The sequence below is a fragment of the Flexibacter flexilis DSM 6793 genome (genome assembly GCF_900112255.1).
In the GTDB taxonomy this organism is placed as follows: Bacteria; Bacteroidota; Bacteroidia; order Cytophagales; family Flexibacteraceae; genus Flexibacter; species Flexibacter flexilis.
This window is the reverse complement of sequence record NZ_FOLE01000006.1, coordinates 23,006-42,165: the sequence shown is the minus strand read 5'-3', so window position 1 is coordinate 42,165 and position 19,160 is coordinate 23,006. Positions and strand designations below refer to the sequence as shown.

The window sequence follows — 19,160 nt, the reverse complement described above, 5'->3', positions numbered from 1 at the left end:
ATATGACACGTACAATCAGAATACTAAGCTCCGCCTCTATGTGTGCCATCGGTATTGCCGCTATGCTCGGAGGCTGCAAAGGCAAACAAGGACAAATGCCTCCGATGGGGGCGGCTGCCATTCAAGAATACAATGTATTGCCACTAAGCCCGCAAACGGTAAGCGTTTACACGGATTATCCCGCGCAATTGCAGGGGCAAGAGGTCATAGAAATTCGTCCGAAAATAGAAGGCTATTTGGAAGAATTGTACGTGGATGAAGGGGCAAGTGTTCGTCGTGGTCAAAAACTTTTCCGTATTAGCAGCCCGCAATACGCCCAAGAGTTACGGAGTGCGGAAGCAGGTATCAAAACGGCCCAAGCCGACATCAAAACCGCCGAAATCGCCGTAACGAAGGCAAAGGCTTTGGTAGAAAAAGAAATTGTGAGTCAGTTTGAATTGGAGTCGGCAGAATACACTCTCGAAGCCCGCAAAGCGACTTTAGCCCAAGCCCAAGCCACGTTGGCCAACGCTCGCGCCAATATGGGTTATACGTTGGTAAGCAGTCCCGCCGATGGCGTGATAGGCACTATTCCATACAAAAAAGGAAGTTTGGTCAGTGGCTCATCGGCCAATCCGCTTACTACGTTGGCCGCCGACAAAAGTATGTACGCGTATTTTGCCCTCAACGAAAAGCAATTGTTAGACTTTAGTCGCACTTACAAAGGCCGCACGCTTCAGGAAAAACTCAAACAACTGCCAGCCGTGCAACTCGTGTTGGCCGATGGTTCGCTATACGACCAAACGGGCAAAGTAGAAACGGCAAGCGGCTTGCTTACCACCGCGACGGGTTCTTCTAACCTGCGTGCCACTTTCCCCAACCCCGAAAATTTGTTGCAAAGTGGGGCGAGTGCTTCGGTACGTGTGCCGCGCAATGAAACGAATGCTTTGTCTATTCCTCAAAATGCCACGTATGAGTTGCAAGACAAACGCTTGGTGTATGTACTCACCCAAGACAACAAGGTAGTGAGCCGCGCCATCAAGACGACACCGACCAACGACGGCCAATTTTTTATTGTAAATCAAGGACTTAATGCAGGTGATAAAGTGGTGGTCAGTGGCATTATTAACCTAAAAGATAGCATGGCGATTAAGCCCGTGTTAGTAAGTCCGCAGACTGTTTACCATACCCAACGATAAGTTATGCAAAAGGGAAGCACATTTTTAAAAGTCTTTATCGACAGACCCGTACTCAGTACGGTGATTTCTGTCATCATCGTATTGCTGGGTATTTTGGGCATGGTTTCGTTGCCAGTAGCCCAATATCCAGACATTACGCCGCCCACCGTGCAAGTATCCACTTCTTATACGGGAGCAAATGCCGATGTGGTGCTCAAAAGTGTTATTGTGCCGTTGGAAGAGCAAATCAACGGAGTAGAAGGCATGACCTACATGACTTCGACGGCCACCAACGAAGGCGGCGCAACGATTAGCGTATTTTTTGAAGTAGGAACAGACCCCGACATGGCGGCGGTCAATGTCCAGAACCGCGTTTCGACGGCTACGAGTTTGTTGCCGCAAGAAGTAACCAAAGCAGGCGTTACGGTGCGCAAAAGACAGAGTAGTAACTTGCTCATCACGGCGGTTTATAGCGATAACCCCGCTTACGACCAGAATTTTCTACAAAACTATGCCGAAATCAATATTATTCCGCGCCTGAAACGCATCAAAGGCGTGGGCGATGCGTCGGCGTTTGGTCAGCGCAATTATTCGATGCGTATTTGGCTCAAACCCAACGTAATGTCGGTGTACGGTTTAGTGCCGCAAGACATTACCGCCGCCCTCGACCAACAAAATATTGAGGCTGCACCAGGGAAATTTGGGGAAAATGGCGGACAAAGTTTTCAGTACGTAATCAAATACAGAGGTAAGTTGCAGTCGGTTACCGAATTTGAAAACATCATTATCAAATCCGTAGGCAAAGGGCAATTGTTGCGCCTGAAAGATGTGGCACGTGTGGAACTTGGCGCACAAAGTTATAATTCCAAAACCGTGATTAATGGCAAACCGACTGTAAACATTGCCGTCAATCAGGTGGCGGGAGCTAACGCCCAAGAAGTAATTGCAGAAGCGCAAAAGGTGTTTGACGAAATATCGCAAAGCTACCCTACGGGTTTGCATAATGCCACTTTGGTAAACGTAAACAAGTTTTTGGACGCATCCATTAGTAAAGTAATTCATACGCTGATAGAATGTTTCTTGTTGGTGTTCTTGGTGATTTTCATCTTCTTACAAGATTTTCGTAGTACGATTATTCACGGGATTTCCGTGCCAGTGGCGATTTGTGGTACGTTTTTCTTCCTCTACGTTTTTGGTTTTAGTATCAATTTGCTCACGCTGTTTGCGTTGGTGCTGGCCATCGGGATTGTGGTGGATGATGCGATTGTGGTGGTGGAAGCCGTACACGCCAAACTGGAAAGCGGCTACACGTCTCCGCGCAAAGCGGCCATAGATGCCATGTCCGAAATCTCGACGGCTATCGTGTCTATTACGTTGGTGATGTCGGCGGTGTTCGTGCCTGTGGCGTTTATTGGTGGCTCTACGGGGGTTTTCTACCAACAATTTGGTATTACGCTTGCCATTGCCATTATTATTTCGGCAGTAAATGCACTTACGCTTTGTCCTGCGTTGGCTGCCTTGTTTTTGCTACCACCCGCACACGCCAACGAACACGCCGCCGCTCAAGGCAACAAAGGTTTTATGTATCGTTTTGGGGTGGCGTTCAATGCTTCTTATGATGGACTTTTGGGCAAATACAAACGCATTGTAAACTTTTTGGCGGTGCGCAAATGGATTACGGTGGCCGCGATTGCCATGTTTAGTGGCGGGTTTTATTATATGATGAAAACCACGCCATCGAGCTTTGTGCCAAACGAAGACATGGGAGCTCTTTTTATCAACATTAGCCTTCCGCCTGCCACTTCCATGGAAAGAACCACCGAAGTGGCCAACCGCATCGACAGTATTGCCCGAACCATTCCAGAAGTAAATAACGCTTTGCGCATGGTGGGTCAAAACTTTATTGCGGGAAGCGGTAGTGCTTACGCGATGGAAATACTCGAACTCAAACATTGGGACGACCGCAAAGGTGTAACCAATGAAGACGTTGTAAAAAAACTTCGCCAAAAATTTGCACCCATTACCGATGCGCGTGTGATGATTATATCCTTGCCTACGATTACGGGCTTTGGTATGAGTGGCGGTTTTGAATTCCAGTTGCAAGACAAGGGCGGCCACTCAGTAGATGAGTTTTATAAAGTTTCCCAAAACTTTTTGGCTGCCCTTAATCAACGCCCCGAAATTCAGTTTGCGGCCACGTCTTTCAACCCCAATTTCCCACAATACCAAATGGATGTGAATGTGGCCAAATGTCAGGAAGCTGGCATTAGTATTAGTTCTTTGCTCAACACGATGCAAGTATATTATGGAGCATCGTATGCGAGTAATTTCAATCAGTTTGGGAAACAATACCGCGTAATGGTGCAAGCCGACACGAATTACAGGGCCAACATCGAAGGCCTCAACTCGATATATGTGCGCACCGACGACGGCCAAAATATGGCTCCGATTACCGAGTTTATCAGCCTGAAAAGAGTCTATGGCCCCGAAAGTATTTCGCGCTTCAACTTGTTTAGCTCTATGGCCGTGAACGGTTCGCCAGACCCCGCCTACAGTTCGGGCGAAGCCCTCAACGCCATCAAAGAAGTAGCCGCGCAAACGCTGCCTGCGGGTTATGGCTATGAGTTTTCGGGCATTAGCCGCGAGGAACAAAAAAGCGGAACGCAGTCGGTGTATATTTTCGGTTTGTGTTTGGTGTTTGTGTATTTCTTGTTGAGTGCGCAATATGAAAGTTATTTGTTGCCGTTGGCCGTGATTGCCTCTTTGCCGATTGGTTTGAGTGGTGTGTTTTTGTTCGTGAATCTGTGGGGTTTGGACAATAATATTTATGTACAAATCACGCTGGTAATGCTCATTGGTTTGTTGGCCAAAAATGCCATTCTGATTGTCGAGTTTGCTTTGCAGCGGCGCGTACATGGGTTGTCGCTTTTGGAGGCGGCCATCGAAGGAGCGGAAGCGCGTTTGCGTCCGATTCTGATGACTTCGTTAGCGTTTGTGTTTGGCCTCATGCCGCTCATGTTTTCGACGGGCGCAGGAGCAAACGGAAACATTGCCATTGGCGTTGGGGCGATTGGTGGCATGCTAACGGGTACGCTGTTGGGTGTATTTTTCATTCCTATTCTGTTTGTGATTTTCCAAGGTTTGCAAGAAAAAGTAAGCGGCCCACCCAAAGTCATCGAAGACTAAAATCATTTGCAGCAAAATTCAATCAAAATCATGAGACCATTTATCAAAAATATAGTCATTACGGGTTTGGGGGCGTGGTTAATTACGGCTTGCGGCATTACGCGCAAATACGAGAGTCCACTCAAAGACCAACAAACCAGCAAGTTGTATCGGGGGCAAACTACCTCCGATACGGCCAGCATGGCGGCTTTGCCTTGGCAACAGCTTTTTGCTGATGAGGCTTTGCGCAACCTGATTCAGAAAGGTTTGGCGCAAAACTATGACCTCAAAATTGCCGTAACGCGTATGAACAGTGCTTCGGCCAACCTGCAACAAAGCAAATTAGCTTTGCTACCAACCGTGTCGGCTACCGCGCAGGTAACGCACTCCAAGCCTTCTACGGCCAACGCACGCGCCAACGGTATCAATGTTACGAGCATTCCGTCCAATGACATTTACGCATTGTTTGGCAGTGCCAGTTGGGAGTTGGATGTGTGGGGCAAATTGCGCAGCAGTAAGCGTTCGTATGTGGCGGCCTATTTGCAAAGTGAGGCCTACAAACGCGCCGTTCAGACGCAATTGGTAGCCCAAATCGCCACGAATTATTATCAATTATTGGCCTACGACGAACAACTTCGCATTGTGGAGGAAACCGTAGCGATTCGGAAAAAAGAAATAGAAACGGCCAAAGTACTGAAAGCCAACGGCGTACTGAACAAAGCGGATTTGGCCAACAGCGAAGCGAATTTGTACGCGGCACAGTTGCAAATACCCGTGATTAAGCAGAGCCGCCGCGAGTCGGAAAATGCCTTGAGTACCTTGTTGGCTTTGCCTTCGGATAGTATTTTGCGGGGTAATTTTGCTGCTCAACAAATCAGTGTGGAACTGAAAACGGGAGTTTCTGCGCAATTGCTGGCCAACCGCCCAGACGTGCAGCAAGCCGAACACGGTTTTCGCAATGCCTTTGAGCTGACCAATATGGCGCGCACGTATTTTTATCCGTCCCTGACCATTTCGGCAACGGCGGGCTGGAATACGGCCAATAGCGTACAGAATTTTTTCACGAATACATTTTACGGAAATATCATCGGCGGACTTACCCAACCGATTTTTAATCAGGGAATTAACAAGCAGCGTTTGCGCAAAGCCAAAGCCACACAAGAGGAAATGTATTTTACTTTCCAAAAAACAGTGCTCACGGCAGGCCAAGAAGTAAGCAATGCGTTGTACTCGTATCAGGTGGCCATCGAAAAAGAGCAAATGCGCAAAACGCAAATAGAGTCGTTGCAAAAGGCTTCGGATTTTACCAAAGAATTGCTCAAATACACGTCCAGCACCAACTACACCGACGTACTGACCGCCGAGCAAAATTTGCTTACCGCGCAGCTCAACGGCGTTTCGGATAAGTTGCAGCAGTTGCAAGCCACTGTGGAACTGTACAGAGCTTTGGGCGGTGGTTGGAAATAAAAATAGGCGGCAGTATCCAAACAAATGTTTTATAAGTATAATGTTTGGTGGTTTGGATATTTCCTTACCTTTGTCCATCAGAACCAACGAATAATATAAAATACTCTTTTCCAGTATTTTATCTTTTCTTTGGTTGCAAAAATTTATTCTAACCAAAAAATAAAAAATTAAGATGACTGCCAAGAAAGGAGATTTCGTACAGGTTCATTATACAGGTCGTTTGCGCGATGGTTCTACGTTCGACAGCTCAGAAGGCCGCGAGCCTTTGGCTTTCGAGTTGGGAAGCGGACAAATGATTCCGGGTTTTGATGCTGCCGTGCATGGCATGAACATCGGCGACAAAAAAGAAGCCGTAATTGATGCAAATGAGGCCTATGGCCAACGTAGCGAAGAAATGTTCATTACTTTCCGTTTGGACGAAGTACCAGCCGACCTTAACCCAGAAGTTGGGATGCAATTGATGTTGCAACAGCCTGACGGTTCGCCTTTGCCTGTGGTAGTGGCGCAAGTAACGGACGAGGTTTTGGTATTGGACGCAAACCACCCATTGGCAGGCCAAGACCTTATTTTTGAAATAGAATTAGTGGCTATCGGTCAATAATTTATTTTGAAATAATTCAATTGTGTGCGGCGCAGCCCCAACGGGGCTGCGCCGCTTTGTTTTACTTGCTCAAAAATACCTTCAAAATCAGGCTTTTTTTGTATAGCTTGCAGCTTCAAACAATATTATCTTCCTTACAACTCATTGAGCAAAAAGATATTATGGAAAATCTAAAGCAAAATATCCTTATCGTCGGCAACGGCGGACGCGAACACGCTTTTACGTGGCATTTGAGCCAAAGCCCACTTTGTAACCGTTTGTTTGTCGCCCCCGGCAACGCAGGAACGGCCAGCCTCGCCACCAATTTGCCTATTGCCGTGACGGATTTCGAGGCTTTGGGAGCGGCCTGCCTTCAGCACCAAATTTCGTTGGTGGTCGTGGGGCCAGAAGTGCCATTGGTGGAAGGAATTGTAGATTATTTTGCGGCACAACCTGCACTCTCTCAGATTCTTATCGTGGGGCCTTCGGCCAAAGGCGCACAACTGGAAGGAAGCAAAGATTTTTCTAAAAACTTTATGCAAAAATACGCTATCCCGACGGCTACTTACCAGACTTTCACGGCGGAGCAATGGCCGCAAGCCCTCGAATACGTGGCCGCGCACAGCTTGCCCGTAGTGCTCAAAGCCGATGGTTTGGCCGCAGGCAAAGGCGTAATTATTGCCCAAACACACGAAGAAGCCACCGAAGCATTGCGCCAAATGTTGCTCGAACAACAATTTGGGGCGGCCAGTAGCAAAGTGGTCATTGAACAATATTTGGATGGAATCGAAGTATCAGTTTTTGTGCTGACCGATGGCAAAAACTACAAGATTTTGCCCGAAGCCAAAGACTACAAACGCATTGGCGAAGGAGACACTGGCCTGAATACGGGCGGCATGGGGGCGGTTTCGCCTGTGCCTTTCGTAGATGCGGCCTTTATGGAGCAAGTCGAGAAAACAATTATAGAGCCAACCATCGCGGGACTTGCGGCGGAAGGCATCGACTACAAAGGTTTTATTTTTATTGGATTAATGAATGTGGCGGGCAAACCCTACGTGATAGAATACAATGTACGCATGGGCGACCCCGAAACCGAAGCCGTAGTGCCGCGCATTACCTCAGATTTGGTAGAAGTGTTCACGGCTACTGCGCAAGGACGTTTGCAGGAAGTGGATTTTAAACTCAACCCGCAAACCGCCGTAACGGTGGTGTTGGCGGCTGGCGGCTACCCCGTGCAGCACCAAACAGGTCATGTGATTTCGGGGATTGAGCAGGCTGCACAGCAAGCCGATGTGTTGGTGTTTCAGGCAGGAACAAAAGCCGCCGAAGGACAAACCTTAACCAACGGAGGCCGCGTAATTGCGGTTACGGCCTTAGCCGACTCGTTGCCAGAAGCGCAAGCCAAAGCCATGAAAGCCGCCGAAACGATTCAGTGGCAAGACCGTTATTTCCGCCGCGATGTAGCCAACGACCTCAAAAAATACCTGAGCCACAGTGCCTACTAAGCCATTGGGCGGCGCGTTTTGGCATACGGATATGTATCGAATAAATAAGCGAGTGTTTCGGCGATGTTATTGGCCGCAACACTCGTTTGCGTTTGAGGGCTGGCATACCATTTGGCTATTTTGTGAGCAAACAAATCATCTATTTTCTTGACTACACAAACGCCCATGCGCTGCATGGCTGCCGCGTTGCATTCTTGCTCATAATGTTTCTGAATTGGCACGGCCAACACTTTTTTGTTCATGTACAAAGCCTCCGAAGGCGTTTCAAATCCTGCCCCCGTGATGATGCCTTTGCAAGTGCGCAAACTTTCGTTGAAAAGTTGTTGATTGACTGGATAATAACTAATATTTTTTTCCGTAAACGGCTGTTTTATTTCGGGTAAAAACCAATGAAAACGAATGTGCGGCAGTTGCGAAAAATTGGCCAGTAACTTTTCGCGCATGAAAGCGGGCAGATATACGGTTACGTGGCCTTCGTCGGTGATGTCGGCTTGGATAAATTCCTGCTTGACGATGGGCGGAAAAATAAATTTGTCGTATTGCTCGAAATGCAGGCCAATGTATTGGTTGGCGCGTGCAAAATTCTGCAAAATCATTTCTCCTAATAAATTCGTGCTGTCGGGGCGTGGAGTGTGTTTGCTCTGGAAACTGGCCTGATGCCCAAATTGCACGGAGCTAACACCTTGCGTTTGGCAAGCCAGCGAGGTAATAAAATCAAAATCGTTAATGACCACGTCGTATTGCTTGAGTGGCAGTGCCGCCGCGTCCTTGTACATTTGGCGCGGGCTGGTATGTTTGAAAATGTCCCAATAGTCCAAACCGCCCGTTTTGCTGTAGTGCAAGCTCCAACCCCGACTTTTGTATTTGACGGGAAAGGCATAATCAATATTTGAATTACAGCCACTTACAAAAAAATCAACATCACCGTATTTTTTCAGAAACGGATACAATTGCGAAGCGCGGCTCAAATGCCCGTTGCCAGTGGCCTGCACAGCATAAAAGATTTTCATAAGTTTGGGAGCGTTTGTAGTAAGTGTGTTGGAGAAATTTAGGAAGCTAATATTTTGCTCAAAAAGTCAAGTTCTACCTCTTCGGCAGACACCGCAAACGGTGCTACTTCTTGGTAATCAAGCGTATGTTCGTAAATGCTCCACTGGCCATTGTCGAACTCTAAGGCCGTGAGATTTTCGACCCAATCGCCGCTGTTCAGGTACTGAACTTTGCCTTTTTCGGTCTGGATTTCGCGAATTTGTTGTTTGTGAATATGGCCGCAAATCACGTAGTCGTAACCTTTTTCGATAGCCAATTCTGCCGCCGTCGTTTCAAAATTATTGACCCACGTTACGGCCTTTTTTACGCTATCTTTTACGCGTTTCGAGAAACTCATTTTTTCTTTGCCCAATCGCTCCAAAATCCAGTTGATGAGGCGATTCAGTAAAATAAGCCAGTCGTAACCTTTGCCGCCGAGTTTGGCCAAAAATTTAGCCCAACCTTTGGTAGTGTTGTCGAACACATCGCCATGAAAAAACCACGCTTTTTTGCCGTTGATGCGCAACAGATATTTGTCCACAATTTCCAGATTTCCCATTTCCAAATCCGTGTATTTTCGCAACATATCATCATGATTGCCAGTGATATAGACTACTTTTGTGCCTTTGCTGGCCATTTTCATAATGCGGCGCAGCACGTCCATGTGCGAGGCAGGAAAATAACTTTTACTCAAATTCCAAATGTCGATAATGTCGCCGTTGAGAATCAACAACTCAGGCTGAACGGATTTGAGATATTGCAGTAACTCTTTGGCATGGCAGCCGTAAGTACCTAAGTGTGTGTCGCTGATAACAACGATTTGAGGTTTTCTCTTGAAATCCATGTGTCGTTCTTTTTCTGCTAAGTTACTTTTGGTGTATTACCTGATAGTCAAGCGGTTTTTGTGAAAGAATTAAATTGTTTTGTTAGAAAAATGAAATTTGTGCTGCTGATTTTATCTTTAAATAAGAAAAGTTTATTTCTCTAACTTTTGGCTAACAATTTGGCTACACCAAAGCCCACTAACCCACTGACAAATAACTTTTTATAAAACTCTCCGTAACATTTTAGAGCCAGAAAAAGGCCTCTTTGCAGCCCCAAAAATTTATTTACCTTTGCCCTTCATTTCAAAATGGCCTGCCGTGAGGGTGAAGGCCTTTTGTTTATCATCTACCTGACAGAAATTTTTGACCTTATCGTAATGGAGTGGTTTGTACACTTGGCATTTGGGGCACTGGCCATCATGTTTATTTTCAATCTCTTGCAAGTGCTTCGTTGGGGAGGTGTTTCGCGGCATTTGGCGTATTGCTTTTCGCTGTTCGTTTACTTTTTTTATGTGGGCGTTACGCCAGCTATCAATTTTTATACGGGCGTAAATAGTCTATACGGAATAGATTATGGCGCGTATTTCCCCGAAGCAATGGGCGTGTATGTGGTCGGTTTGGCTGCTTTTACGTTCGGGTATTGGAGCAGCGTGCATTTGCGCCCAACTCGTCCGTATCGCAAACTCTTGACCTATGATGACTGGCGTAGTCCGTTGGTAGTGCTTTCGGTGTTGTTTGTATTGTGTTGGGTAGCAATTGTTTACAATTTATACAAGGCTGGTTTTATGAATTGGATGCTCTTATTCGACTTTAGTAATACAACAGGAGAAGAACAAGGTGTTGTTTTTTTATATTCCCTTACAGCTCCACACCCTGAGTATAGGTATTTGGAAGCCTTAATCAATACGCTCATTAGCATACTTATCATGTTTTTGGTGTACCGAATGCCGCGCCTTTGGTGGTGGGCTTTGGTGGTGGTTTGCGGCTATTTTTTCTTGCTGTCGGGCTGGCGATACCGAATTATTATGCTGATGGTGGGTGCGGCTGGCTATTTTTGGTATAATTTGCGTTGGCGACCACAAGACTATTGGAAGGCTTTGTTAGTAATTATTGTTTGTGTGTTGGGAATAATGTTGCTTACGCTGAATCGTATGGCCATCGCCAAACGCATCGGCTCAGAAACAACACTGGATTTGCGCCGCTTCGACGAAAAACTACTCACCGAACAAACTATCAACAGCCAAGTATTTATGTTAATGTTGCGCTATCGCGACGAACATCAAATGCCGCTGGATTGGGGACGTACCATGTTCTTGCAAACCTATTACCGCGCTATTCCTTCGCAATTTTTCCCAAATAACAAAAAACCTTTTCCTCCATTATTAGAATGGCAGTGGGCAGCACAAGGCACGCCCGAAGCAGGGCAACCGCCGCGCACGGGAGCAATTACGGACTGGGAAGAATATTATTTGTCGTTTGGTTGGATTGGGCTGATTGTGTTGGCTGCGCTGGTGGGTTGGCTGTTGGGCAGGCTCGCACATTTGCCCGAAGGCGATTTTTATTTGGCTTGGAAACTCTGCTGCACGGCGTTTATGTTTCAGATTATTACGCGCGGATATTTGCCGCAACAAGTCGAACTATTTGTGTATCTGATGTTTCCGTTTGCGCTGGTGCGCTTGCTGAGCCATTACAAACTAAAAGAAGTTTTTTGGTATGAACGTAAATCTAAGTAAATTTAATAACGACTGGTATAGCCCGAAGGCTTCCGCGCCGAAGCGTTTGCTTTGGTATTTCTGCAATGCTTTGTTTTTTATTAATCCCCTGAATCCTGTCAGCGGCCTGAAAGTGCGATTGCTCCGACTTTTTGGCGCAAAAGTGGGCGCGGGTGTCGTGATAAAACCTTCGGTAAATATCAAATATCCTTGGCTTTTGGAAGTAGGCAACCATGTTTGGATTGGCGAAGAGGTTTGGATAGATAATTTGGTGATGGTGCGGCTGGCCGATAATTCGTGCGTTTCGCAAGGCGCGATGTTATTGACGGGAAGCCACGACTACAAACGAGAAACTTTCGATTTGCTCACAGGCGAAATCACGCTCGAAGAAGGCGCGTGGGTTGGGGCAAAAGCCGTCGTTTGCCCCAATGTGGTTTGCAAATCGCATAGCGTTTTGGCGGCTGGCTCGGTGGCTACGCATTCGCTCGAAGCCTACACCGTGTATCAGGGCAACCCCGCACAACCCAAACGCCAACGCGTTTAGGGCAGCAGCAACGACGAATCTCCGAAGCTCAAAAAGCGATAATCGTTGTTAAGGGCTTCGTCGTAGATTTTGCGCCAATTTTCGCCCACAAAAGCCGCTACCAACAAAATTAGCGTGCTTTCGGGTTGGTGATAATTCGTAACAATGCCTTTGCAAATCTTAAATTCGTAGCTGGGCACGATGTAAATTTGTGTTTGGCCGCCCAACTCCTCCAAATTATTTTCTTTCATAAAATCCAAAACAGCCGTAAGCGATTGCGCACGTGTGGGCAGGCTTGCGGCCTCGAATTGGTAGGGCAAATATTGGTCTATTCTAAAATCTTTATCGTTGGTTTTCAAGAGCTTTACTCCAAACCAATACAAACTTTCCAGTGCACGCATGGACGTAGTCCCGACAGCAATAATGCGTTCGTTGGCCAGCAGATTTTCCAAATTTTTGACCGAAAAAATAAGCTGCTCGGCGTGCATTTCGTGTTCGAGTACGTTGTCGGCTTGTAGGGGCCTGAACGTGCCCGCACTTACGTGCAACGTAACATAATCGTGCGCCATGCCGCGCTGCTGCAAATCCTCAAAAACCGCAGGCGTAAAATGCAGCCCCGCCGTAGGAGCAGCTACCGCGCCTTCATTTTGGGCATAAACAGTCTGGTAACGCAATTTGTCGGCGGCTTCCTCGCTGCGTTTCAGGTAAGGCGGCAATGGCATTTGGCCAGCTTGTTCCACTACTTGTGCAAACGAAATATCGGCAGGCGACCACTCAAAACGCACCAACATATTTTCTAAATCAATGAGTTGGGCGCGAAGTTGGAGGCTCTGGCCTGTTTCGGTTTGGATATTTTTGGTTAAAATTTCGTTGGTTTTGAGGCGTTTTTTGTTGCCAATCATGCAATGCCAAACGCAAAAACCTGTTTGCTGCATGGCCAAAGCCACCACAGGCGTAGGTTCTGTGGGATTGAGCAAAAATATTTCGACGTGTGCGCCTGTGTCGCGTTGGAAAGCCATACGCGCCGCAATTACTTTCGTATTATTAAAAAACAAAAAACTATCTGGCGGCAAAAACTCGCCCAAATGCCTGAATTGACTGTGTTGGATTTGGCCCTGACGATACACCAACAATTTGGCGGTATCGCGTTGGGGCAGCGGAAAACGAGCTATTTTTTCGTCGGGCAGCGTGTAAAGAAAATCCTCTTTACGAATGGGGTCTAACATAATTACAAACCGCTTTTTTAGTAAAATTCGGGAAAAATAATACGTTTGTAGCAAAACAAACGGCCTGCAAACTTAGCCAAAACCAACTGAAAACGGCATTTTTGCGGCGTTTTTTCAAATTTCAAAACAAAATATGAGCAAGATTGAAATTCGTAAAGGTCAAATCGGGGATTTGCCGCAAGTTTTAGAATTGGTAAAAGAGTTGGCCGAATATGAGCGAGCCGCCCACGAAGTAGAAAATACGGTCGAGCAAATGGAAATAGACGGCTTCGGCGCAAATCCGATTTTTGGTTTTTTTGTGGCCGAGCAAGAAAATAAAATTGTGGGCATTTCCTTGTATTATTATCGGTATTCGACTTGGAAAGGCAAGGTTTTATATTTGGAAGATATTATCGTTACCGAAAAAATGCGCGGACAAAATATTGGTTATCAGCTTTTTGAAAGAACCATACAACACGCCAAAGACGAAGGTTGTAAGCGCATGACTTGGCAAGTACTCGAATGGAACGAACCCGCGTTAAACTTTTACCGCAAATTTGGCGCACAATTCGACCCTGAATGGGTAAACGGCATACTTACTTTTTCTTAAAAGCAGATATTAAGTAATAAAAGAGTAGAAAATTGTCTGTAACCAATAATTGTATTTTAAAAAATATTGTTACTTGTGGCTATTTTCATCTTTGGGCTTGGAATAATTATTTTAGCTTCAAAACTTTTGCTATCTTTACAACAAGCCAAACCGCTCCATTTTTACATAAACAACTAACTAAACTATTCGTATCACCTTTAATTTAGTTTAGCCATGAATCTCCAACAATTCTTACGGGACTACGCGGAGCGTACTCGTAACTCCTTCATCGAATACACCGACACAGTAGATGTGGTTACGGTGAGTTTGGGTGCCAGTCGTTTTCAGAACGTAGGCGTGTATCAAGTGGTACGCAACGGACGCTCAGTAATTGAGTTTTTGTCCAAAGTGTGCCCAGCCAACGAATACATAGACCATGTCGCCTTGTTAGAACTTAATCACGAGCTTTGTTATTGCAAAGTGGTGATACATGAAGGCATTGTGCAAGTGGCCGCCGCTATTCCTGCCGCCAGAGCCACCGACGAAGAGCTTTCCGACATTATGAGCGAAGTGGCACAAGTGGCCGACCAGCTCGAATTTGAACTTACGGGGCAAGATGTGAACTAACAAAAGTTCTAATGCTTATCTTTGGCGAACTGTTCACAATGCTTTTGCATGATTTATGGAATATTCGCTTAAAGAAAAATTGCAACAAATGGCTACGGCCATTGCTCCACAAGTAGTGGCGGCACGCCGCCAGATTCACGCAAATCCTGAGCTTTCTTTTCAGGAATTTGAAACTGCTAAATTTATTGCCAATTATTTGCGCCAAATCGGGATAGAACCCCAAGAAGGCGTTGCCAATACGGGATTGGTTGCCCTCATCAAAGGCCGCAATCCTGATAGTAGAGTGGTGGCTTTGCGTGCCGACATGGACGCGCTGCCCATCGTAGAAGCGAATGACGTACCGTATAAATCCACCAAAGAAGGAGTTATGCACGCTTGCGGCCATGATGCACACACGGCATCGTTGCTTGGGGCTGCACAACTCCTTTTTGCACATAAAGACGAGTTTGAGGGTACGGTGAAACTCATTTTTCAACCTGGAGAAGAAGTAATTCCGGGTGGTGCTTCGCTGATGATTAAAGATGGCGCACTGGAAAATCCAAGTCCTAACTCCATTATTGGCCAGCACGTAATGCCGATGCTGCCAGCGGGTATGGTTGGTTTTCGGGAAGGTTTGTACATGGCCAGCACCGACGAAATTTATGTAACCGTGCGCGGCAAAGGTGGACACGGTGCCATGCCCGAAATGTTCATTGACCCTGTTCTAATTTCTTCGCATATCATTGTAGCATTGCAGCAAGTAGTGAGCCGCATGGCTAATCCGCGTATTCCCAGCGTTTTATCTTTCGGAAAAGTAATTGCCAATGGCGCAACCAACGTTATTCCGAATGAAGTAAAATTGGAAGGAACATTCCGTACTTTAGACGAAAAATGGCGCGGCGAAGCACACGCCCGCATGAAAAAACTTGCCGAAGGCATCGCCGAAAGTATGGGCGGTTCGTGCGAGTTTACGATTATGCACGGCTATCCATTTCTGAAAAATGCCCCAGAACTCACGCAGCGTATGCGCTCGGCGGCTGTGGAATATTTGGGAGAAGAAAAAGTAGTGGACTTGGATATTTGGATGGCTGCCGAAGATTTTTCGTATTACACGCAACAAATGGACGGCTGTTTTTACAGACTCGGCACACGCAACGAAACGCGCGGCATTACGTCGGGCGTACATACGCCGACGTTCGACATAGATGAAGCCGCTTTGGAAATAGGAGCGGGACTAATGGCTTGGTTGGCTGTAACAGAACTTAGTAGCAAATAATGGTAGCTGTAATTCAACGCGTTACGGAAGCCGCCGTGCGCATAGATGGCCACGTAAACGGCCAAATTGAGGCGGGTTTGTTGGTGCTGCTTGGCATTGCCACTATTGACACTGCCGACGATGTACAGTGGCTTGCCGCCAAAATTGCGGCCATGCGTATTTTTTCTGACGAAGAAGGCAAAATGAATAAATCTGTACAAGACATAAACGGCAATATTTTGCTTATCAGTCAATTTACGCTGTTGGCTTCTACCAAAAAAGGAAATAGGCCTTCGTTTATAGAAGCGGCGCGGCCAGAAATTGCCATTTCTTTGTACGAACAAATGATACAAGAACTTGGCGGTTTGCTCGGCAAGCCTGTACAAACAGGTGTTTTTGGGGCAGACATGAAAGTTTCTTTGCTCAATGATGGCCCCGTAACTATTGTTATTGATTCTCAAAATAAAAAATAAACCTAATGGCGCAGCAACTTTCCGAAGAACAACTCAAGGCATTAGCCCAACAACTTAGCCACCCCAAAGGAGAGGACGGCGTACAGTTGGGCAAGCGTATGAATGTTACCAATGATAACATGATTCGGAAAACTATCGAGTCTTTGCCGATTACAGACGGTGCGCAAGTGCTGGAAATTGGACATGGAAATGCACATCATCTGCCCGAATTTCTCCACAAAGCAGCTAATATTCAGTATGTTGGCTTGGAAGTATCCCAAACAATGTACGAGGAAGCTCAAAAAGAAAACGCGCAAACCATTGCCGCAGGGCAAGCGCGTTTTTTGCTCACCGACGGCACTCACATTCCTGCGCCAGATGCACATTTTGACATTATTTTTTCGGTGAATACGGTTTATTTTTGGCAAAATCCTGTGAACTATATTCGTGAAATTGGCCGTGTATTAAAAAGTGGAGGCTATTTGTGTTTGAGTTTTGTTGAAAAAGACTCGATGCAAAAACTGGCTTTCACGCAATACGGTTTTTCGCTTTATGACACCGAAGGTATTTTGAATTTGGTTAAAAATATTCCGCATCAACATCTTGAACAAAAGCATTATACCGAAGAAACATTTAGTAACATCGGCCAAAAAGTAGAACGCACTTTTGGCGTGCTGCTGCTTCAAAAATTGTAATTTATGAATGGTTGTAAAAAGGTTGCGCCTCTGTCAGAATTGACAGAGGCGCAACCTTTTTTATTTACTCAACCCAATATTATAAACCAAATGCGTAGTAATACGTACCAGGGTAATCAGGATAAACGCCTTCCATCATTACGCCGCCTGTTTTGCTGTTGAGCAAGTCGGTTACGTCTTTCACAGACTTAACAGGTGTTTTGTCTATTTTGGTAATAATAAATCCTTCGCGAACATCGGTTTGTTGGCGCAATTTGCCTGCAAGTAACTTGCTGATTTTCACGCCTGACTCGACACCAGCTTTTTTGCATTCTTTGCTACTGGCTTGTTCCAACTCCAACCCCAACGACGACAACACTTCTTGTTTTTCTTTTTTCACAATTTCTTTGTTGCCTGCTTGGTTTTTGAGTGTTACGGTCAAATCTTTTTCTTTGCCTTCGCGATTTACCACCAAAGCCACTTTATCTCCTGGGCGGTGGCGGCCAATGGCTTCTTGCAATTGCGCACTGCTTTTCACCTCGTGGCCATCTACTTTCACGATTACGTCACCCGCTTTTACGCCGCCTTCTTTGGCTGCGCTTTCTTTGGTGAGGCTGTCCACTAACACACCTTCCGTAATTTCGAGGTCGTGTTCTTTGGCCAAAGTGCTGTTCAGGTCACGAATCGTAATACCCAAAAATCCGCGTTGCACTACGCCATAACGAATCAGGTCTTCGGTTACTTTTTCAACAATCTTGGACGGAACGGCAAAAGCATATCCCGCATAAGAGCCTGTTTGTGAATAAATTGCAGTATTGATTCCCACCAAACCGCCATCCAAACTCACCAACGCGCCGCCGCTGTTGCCAGGGTTTACGGCTGCATCGGTTTGGATAAACGACTCAATGGCGGCTTTGTCTTTTACGATGCGTAAGTTACGGCCTTTGGCACTTACTACGCCCGCCGTTACGGTCGAAGAAAGGTTAAACGGGTTGCCGACGGCCAAAACCCATTGGCCTACGCGCACGGCATCAGAGTTTCCAAAACCCAATGTCGGCAAATCTTTTTCTTTTATCTGAATCACGGCCAAATCCGTAGAAGGGTCTGTACCAATGACTTTGGCTTTGTAAGTGCGGTTGTCGTGGAGTGTTACTTCCAACTCGTCGGCGTGGTCAATTACGTGATTGTTGGTTACGATGTAGCCATCTGAGCTAATAATTACACCCGAACCCGTGCTTTGTTGTGGGGCTTGCTGCATCGGTTCGCCAAAGAAAAACGGATTGCCGCCACCGCCAAAAAAGTCGCGGAAAGCATCAGGAATTTGTTGGGCTGAAGCCTGTGGCTTTTGTACGCCAATCGTGGATTTGATGTGAACTACCGCAGGGGTTACGCGCTCGGCTGTGGCCGAAAAATCCAGCGGCGCAGCTTCGGCAGTGCCGTGTGCGGAAGTGAGTATCGGCGCAGATGTTTGGGTTTCGCGAATCACCACACCTGTGCGCTGTGGCATGAATTGATACGCTCCTAAAGTGATGGCACTCCCTACTATAGCAGAAGCCACCAAAGGCAAGTGTTTTTTCATAAACTTAAAGTTCTAATGTTTTTTTGACGATTTCAGAAAAGCCTCAATCAAGTGCTTTTGGCTTATTAACCGCAATAATTGTGCATTTATTGAATATTCGCCTGTTTTTTTCTGTTAAAAAATGTTAAAACAATCGTTTAATCTATCTTTTTGCCTAAAAACAAAAACAATGCCTACACTTTTTCAAAACCCAGAATCCGACAAAATGTCAGTTGTCTATGTCAAAAGTTTAGTTTTCGGTATTGTCTGTGGCCGTCCCGATTTCGTTGTCGTTTTGTTCGGCGGCAATGTCTTTGAGTTGCGGCAAATCGCGCAAGGAATTAAGGCCAAAATGTTCCATAAACTTCGTACCTGTGCCATACAGCAACGGGCGGCCAACTGTGTCGGCTTTGCCCTGAATGGCTACCAATTCTTTATCCAGCAATTTTTGGAGTGCATAATCGCAGTTTACGCCCCTGATTTGTTCGATTTGGGCTTTGGTAACGGGCTGTTTGTAGGCGATAATGGCCAACGTTTCGAGTGCCGACGTAGAAAGCCGTTTTTTCGATTTTTGTTGTAATAAAATATTGATGCTCGTCTGATATGCGGGTTTGGTCAGGAACTGATAGCCGCCCGAAAGTTTGGCAATCGCAAAGACGTATTCGTCGGCCTGATATTTTTCGGTAAGCACTGCAATGGCCTTATTGATGTGGGCTTCGGGCACGTCGGTGTTGAGCATTTCCGACAGACAACGGCGCATATCGGCCACGCTGAGCGGCTCGGCACTACAAAAAATCAGGGCTTCGATGTGTTTGTGAAGAAAATCCATGCGGCAAAAATAAAAAAAAAGGAGCTCAAT

Annotated in this window: 17 protein-coding genes; 12 read left to right on the top strand and 5 right to left on the bottom strand. The window is 46.2% G+C overall.

The window, feature by feature from the left end; translation table 11 throughout:
- Nucleotides 1-2 precede the first annotated feature (2 nt).
- The 5 genes from BM090_RS10560 to purD all read left to right on the top strand — a co-directional run bounded on the left by BM090_RS10560 (nt 3) and on the right by purD (nt 7,874).
- A complete protein-coding gene (locus BM090_RS10560) occupies nt 3-1,178 on the top strand; it encodes an efflux RND transporter periplasmic adaptor subunit (RefSeq protein ID WP_091512211.1) in 1,176 nt (391 codons plus the stop codon).
- A gap of 3 nt (nt 1,179-1,181) precedes the next feature.
- Complete coding sequence (locus tag BM090_RS10555) at nt 1,182-4,343, top strand: efflux RND transporter permease subunit (RefSeq protein ID WP_091512209.1); 3,162 nt, start codon at nt 1,182-1,184, stop codon at nt 4,341-4,343.
- A 30-nt stretch (nt 4,344-4,373) separates the two neighbouring features.
- Entirely contained in the window at nt 4,374-5,789 is a 1,416-nt protein-coding gene (locus tag BM090_RS10550; RefSeq protein ID WP_091512205.1) for an efflux transporter outer membrane subunit, read from the top strand.
- A gap of 172 nt (nt 5,790-5,961) precedes the next feature.
- A complete protein-coding gene (locus tag BM090_RS10545; RefSeq protein ID WP_091512202.1) occupies nt 5,962-6,390 on the top strand; it encodes an FKBP-type peptidyl-prolyl cis-trans isomerase in 429 nt (142 codons plus the stop codon).
- Between the two features lie 161 nt (nt 6,391-6,551).
- On the top strand, nt 6,552-7,874 hold the full coding sequence (gene purD, locus BM090_RS10540; protein ID WP_091512845.1) for a phosphoribosylamine--glycine ligase: 1,323 nt from the start codon (nt 6,552-6,554) through the stop codon (nt 7,872-7,874).
- On the opposite strand, the gene BM090_RS10535 is transcribed toward purD, so the two are convergent.
- Together BM090_RS10535 and BM090_RS10530 are read right to left on the bottom strand one after the other, a co-directional pair.
- Complete coding sequence (locus BM090_RS10535) at nt 7,871-8,884, bottom strand: glycosyltransferase family protein (RefSeq protein WP_091512198.1); 1,014 nt, start codon at nt 8,882-8,884, stop codon at nt 7,871-7,873. The two genes, purD and BM090_RS10535, sit on opposite strands and share 4 nt — an antisense overlap.
- 38 nt (nt 8,885-8,922) lie before the next feature.
- Nucleotides 8,923-9,747, bottom strand: coding sequence for a UDP-2,3-diacylglucosamine diphosphatase (locus BM090_RS10530; RefSeq protein ID WP_091512195.1), 825 nt, complete (start codon nt 9,745-9,747; stop codon nt 8,923-8,925).
- A 288-nt stretch (nt 9,748-10,035) separates the two neighbouring features.
- On the opposite strand from BM090_RS10530, the gene BM090_RS10525 reads away from it, so the two are divergent.
- Nucleotides 10,036-11,460: a hypothetical protein gene (locus BM090_RS10525; protein WP_091512191.1), complete on the top strand. Its 1,425-nt coding sequence runs from the start codon at nt 10,036-10,038 to the stop codon at nt 11,458-11,460.
- Complete coding sequence (locus BM090_RS10520) at nt 11,441-11,983, top strand: WcaF family extracellular polysaccharide biosynthesis acetyltransferase (RefSeq protein ID WP_091512188.1); 543 nt, start codon at nt 11,441-11,443, stop codon at nt 11,981-11,983. The genes BM090_RS10525 and BM090_RS10520 overlap by 20 nt, the downstream gene beginning before the upstream one ends.
- Here the strand turns inward: BM090_RS10520 and BM090_RS10515 are convergent.
- Nucleotides 11,980-13,188, bottom strand: coding sequence for an S-adenosylmethionine:tRNA ribosyltransferase-isomerase (locus BM090_RS10515; protein WP_091512185.1), 1,209 nt, complete (start codon nt 13,186-13,188; stop codon nt 11,980-11,982). The genes BM090_RS10520 and BM090_RS10515 overlap by 4 nt on opposite strands.
- A 133-nt stretch (nt 13,189-13,321) precedes the next feature.
- On the opposite strand from BM090_RS10515, the gene BM090_RS10510 reads away from it, so the two are divergent.
- The 5 genes from BM090_RS10510 (at nt 13,322) to BM090_RS10490 (ending at nt 16,764) form a co-directional block, all read left to right on the top strand.
- Nucleotides 13,322-13,777 (top strand): GNAT family N-acetyltransferase, encoded by a 456-nt coding sequence (locus tag BM090_RS10510; RefSeq protein WP_091512181.1) that lies wholly within the window; start codon nt 13,322-13,324, stop codon nt 13,775-13,777.
- A gap of 213 nt (nt 13,778-13,990) precedes the next feature.
- Nucleotides 13,991-14,383, top strand: a complete 393-nt coding sequence (locus BM090_RS10505) for a type III secretion system chaperone family protein (protein WP_091512178.1) — start codon at nt 13,991-13,993, stop codon at nt 14,381-14,383.
- Nucleotides 14,384-14,438: 55 nt separating this feature from the next.
- Nucleotides 14,439-15,638, top strand: a complete 1,200-nt coding sequence (locus BM090_RS10500) for a M20 metallopeptidase family protein (RefSeq protein WP_091512175.1) — start codon at nt 14,439-14,441, stop codon at nt 15,636-15,638.
- A complete protein-coding gene (gene dtd / locus BM090_RS10495; protein ID WP_091512172.1) occupies nt 15,638-16,090 on the top strand; it encodes a D-aminoacyl-tRNA deacylase in 453 nt (150 codons plus the stop codon). The genes BM090_RS10500 and dtd overlap by 1 nt, the downstream gene beginning before the upstream one ends.
- Before the next feature lie 5 nt (nt 16,091-16,095).
- Entirely contained in the window at nt 16,096-16,764 is a 669-nt protein-coding gene (locus BM090_RS10490; RefSeq protein ID WP_091512169.1) for a class I SAM-dependent methyltransferase, read from the top strand.
- Nucleotides 16,765-16,843: 79 nt separating this feature from the next.
- Here BM090_RS10490 and BM090_RS10485 read toward each other — a convergent pair whose 3' ends face one another.
- Together BM090_RS10485 and scpB are read right to left on the bottom strand one after the other, a co-directional pair.
- Nucleotides 16,844-18,322 carry a Do family serine endopeptidase gene (locus BM090_RS10485; RefSeq protein ID WP_091512165.1) on the bottom strand — a complete coding sequence of 493 codons (1,479 nt, stop codon included), beginning with the start codon at nt 18,320-18,322 and terminating at the stop codon, nt 16,844-16,846.
- 229 nt (nt 18,323-18,551) lie between these two features.
- Nucleotides 18,552-19,130 carry an SMC-Scp complex subunit ScpB gene (gene scpB, locus BM090_RS10480; RefSeq protein ID WP_091512842.1) on the bottom strand — a complete coding sequence of 193 codons (579 nt, stop codon included), beginning with the start codon at nt 19,128-19,130 and terminating at the stop codon, nt 18,552-18,554.
- Between the last annotated feature and the right edge of the window lie 30 nt (nt 19,131-19,160).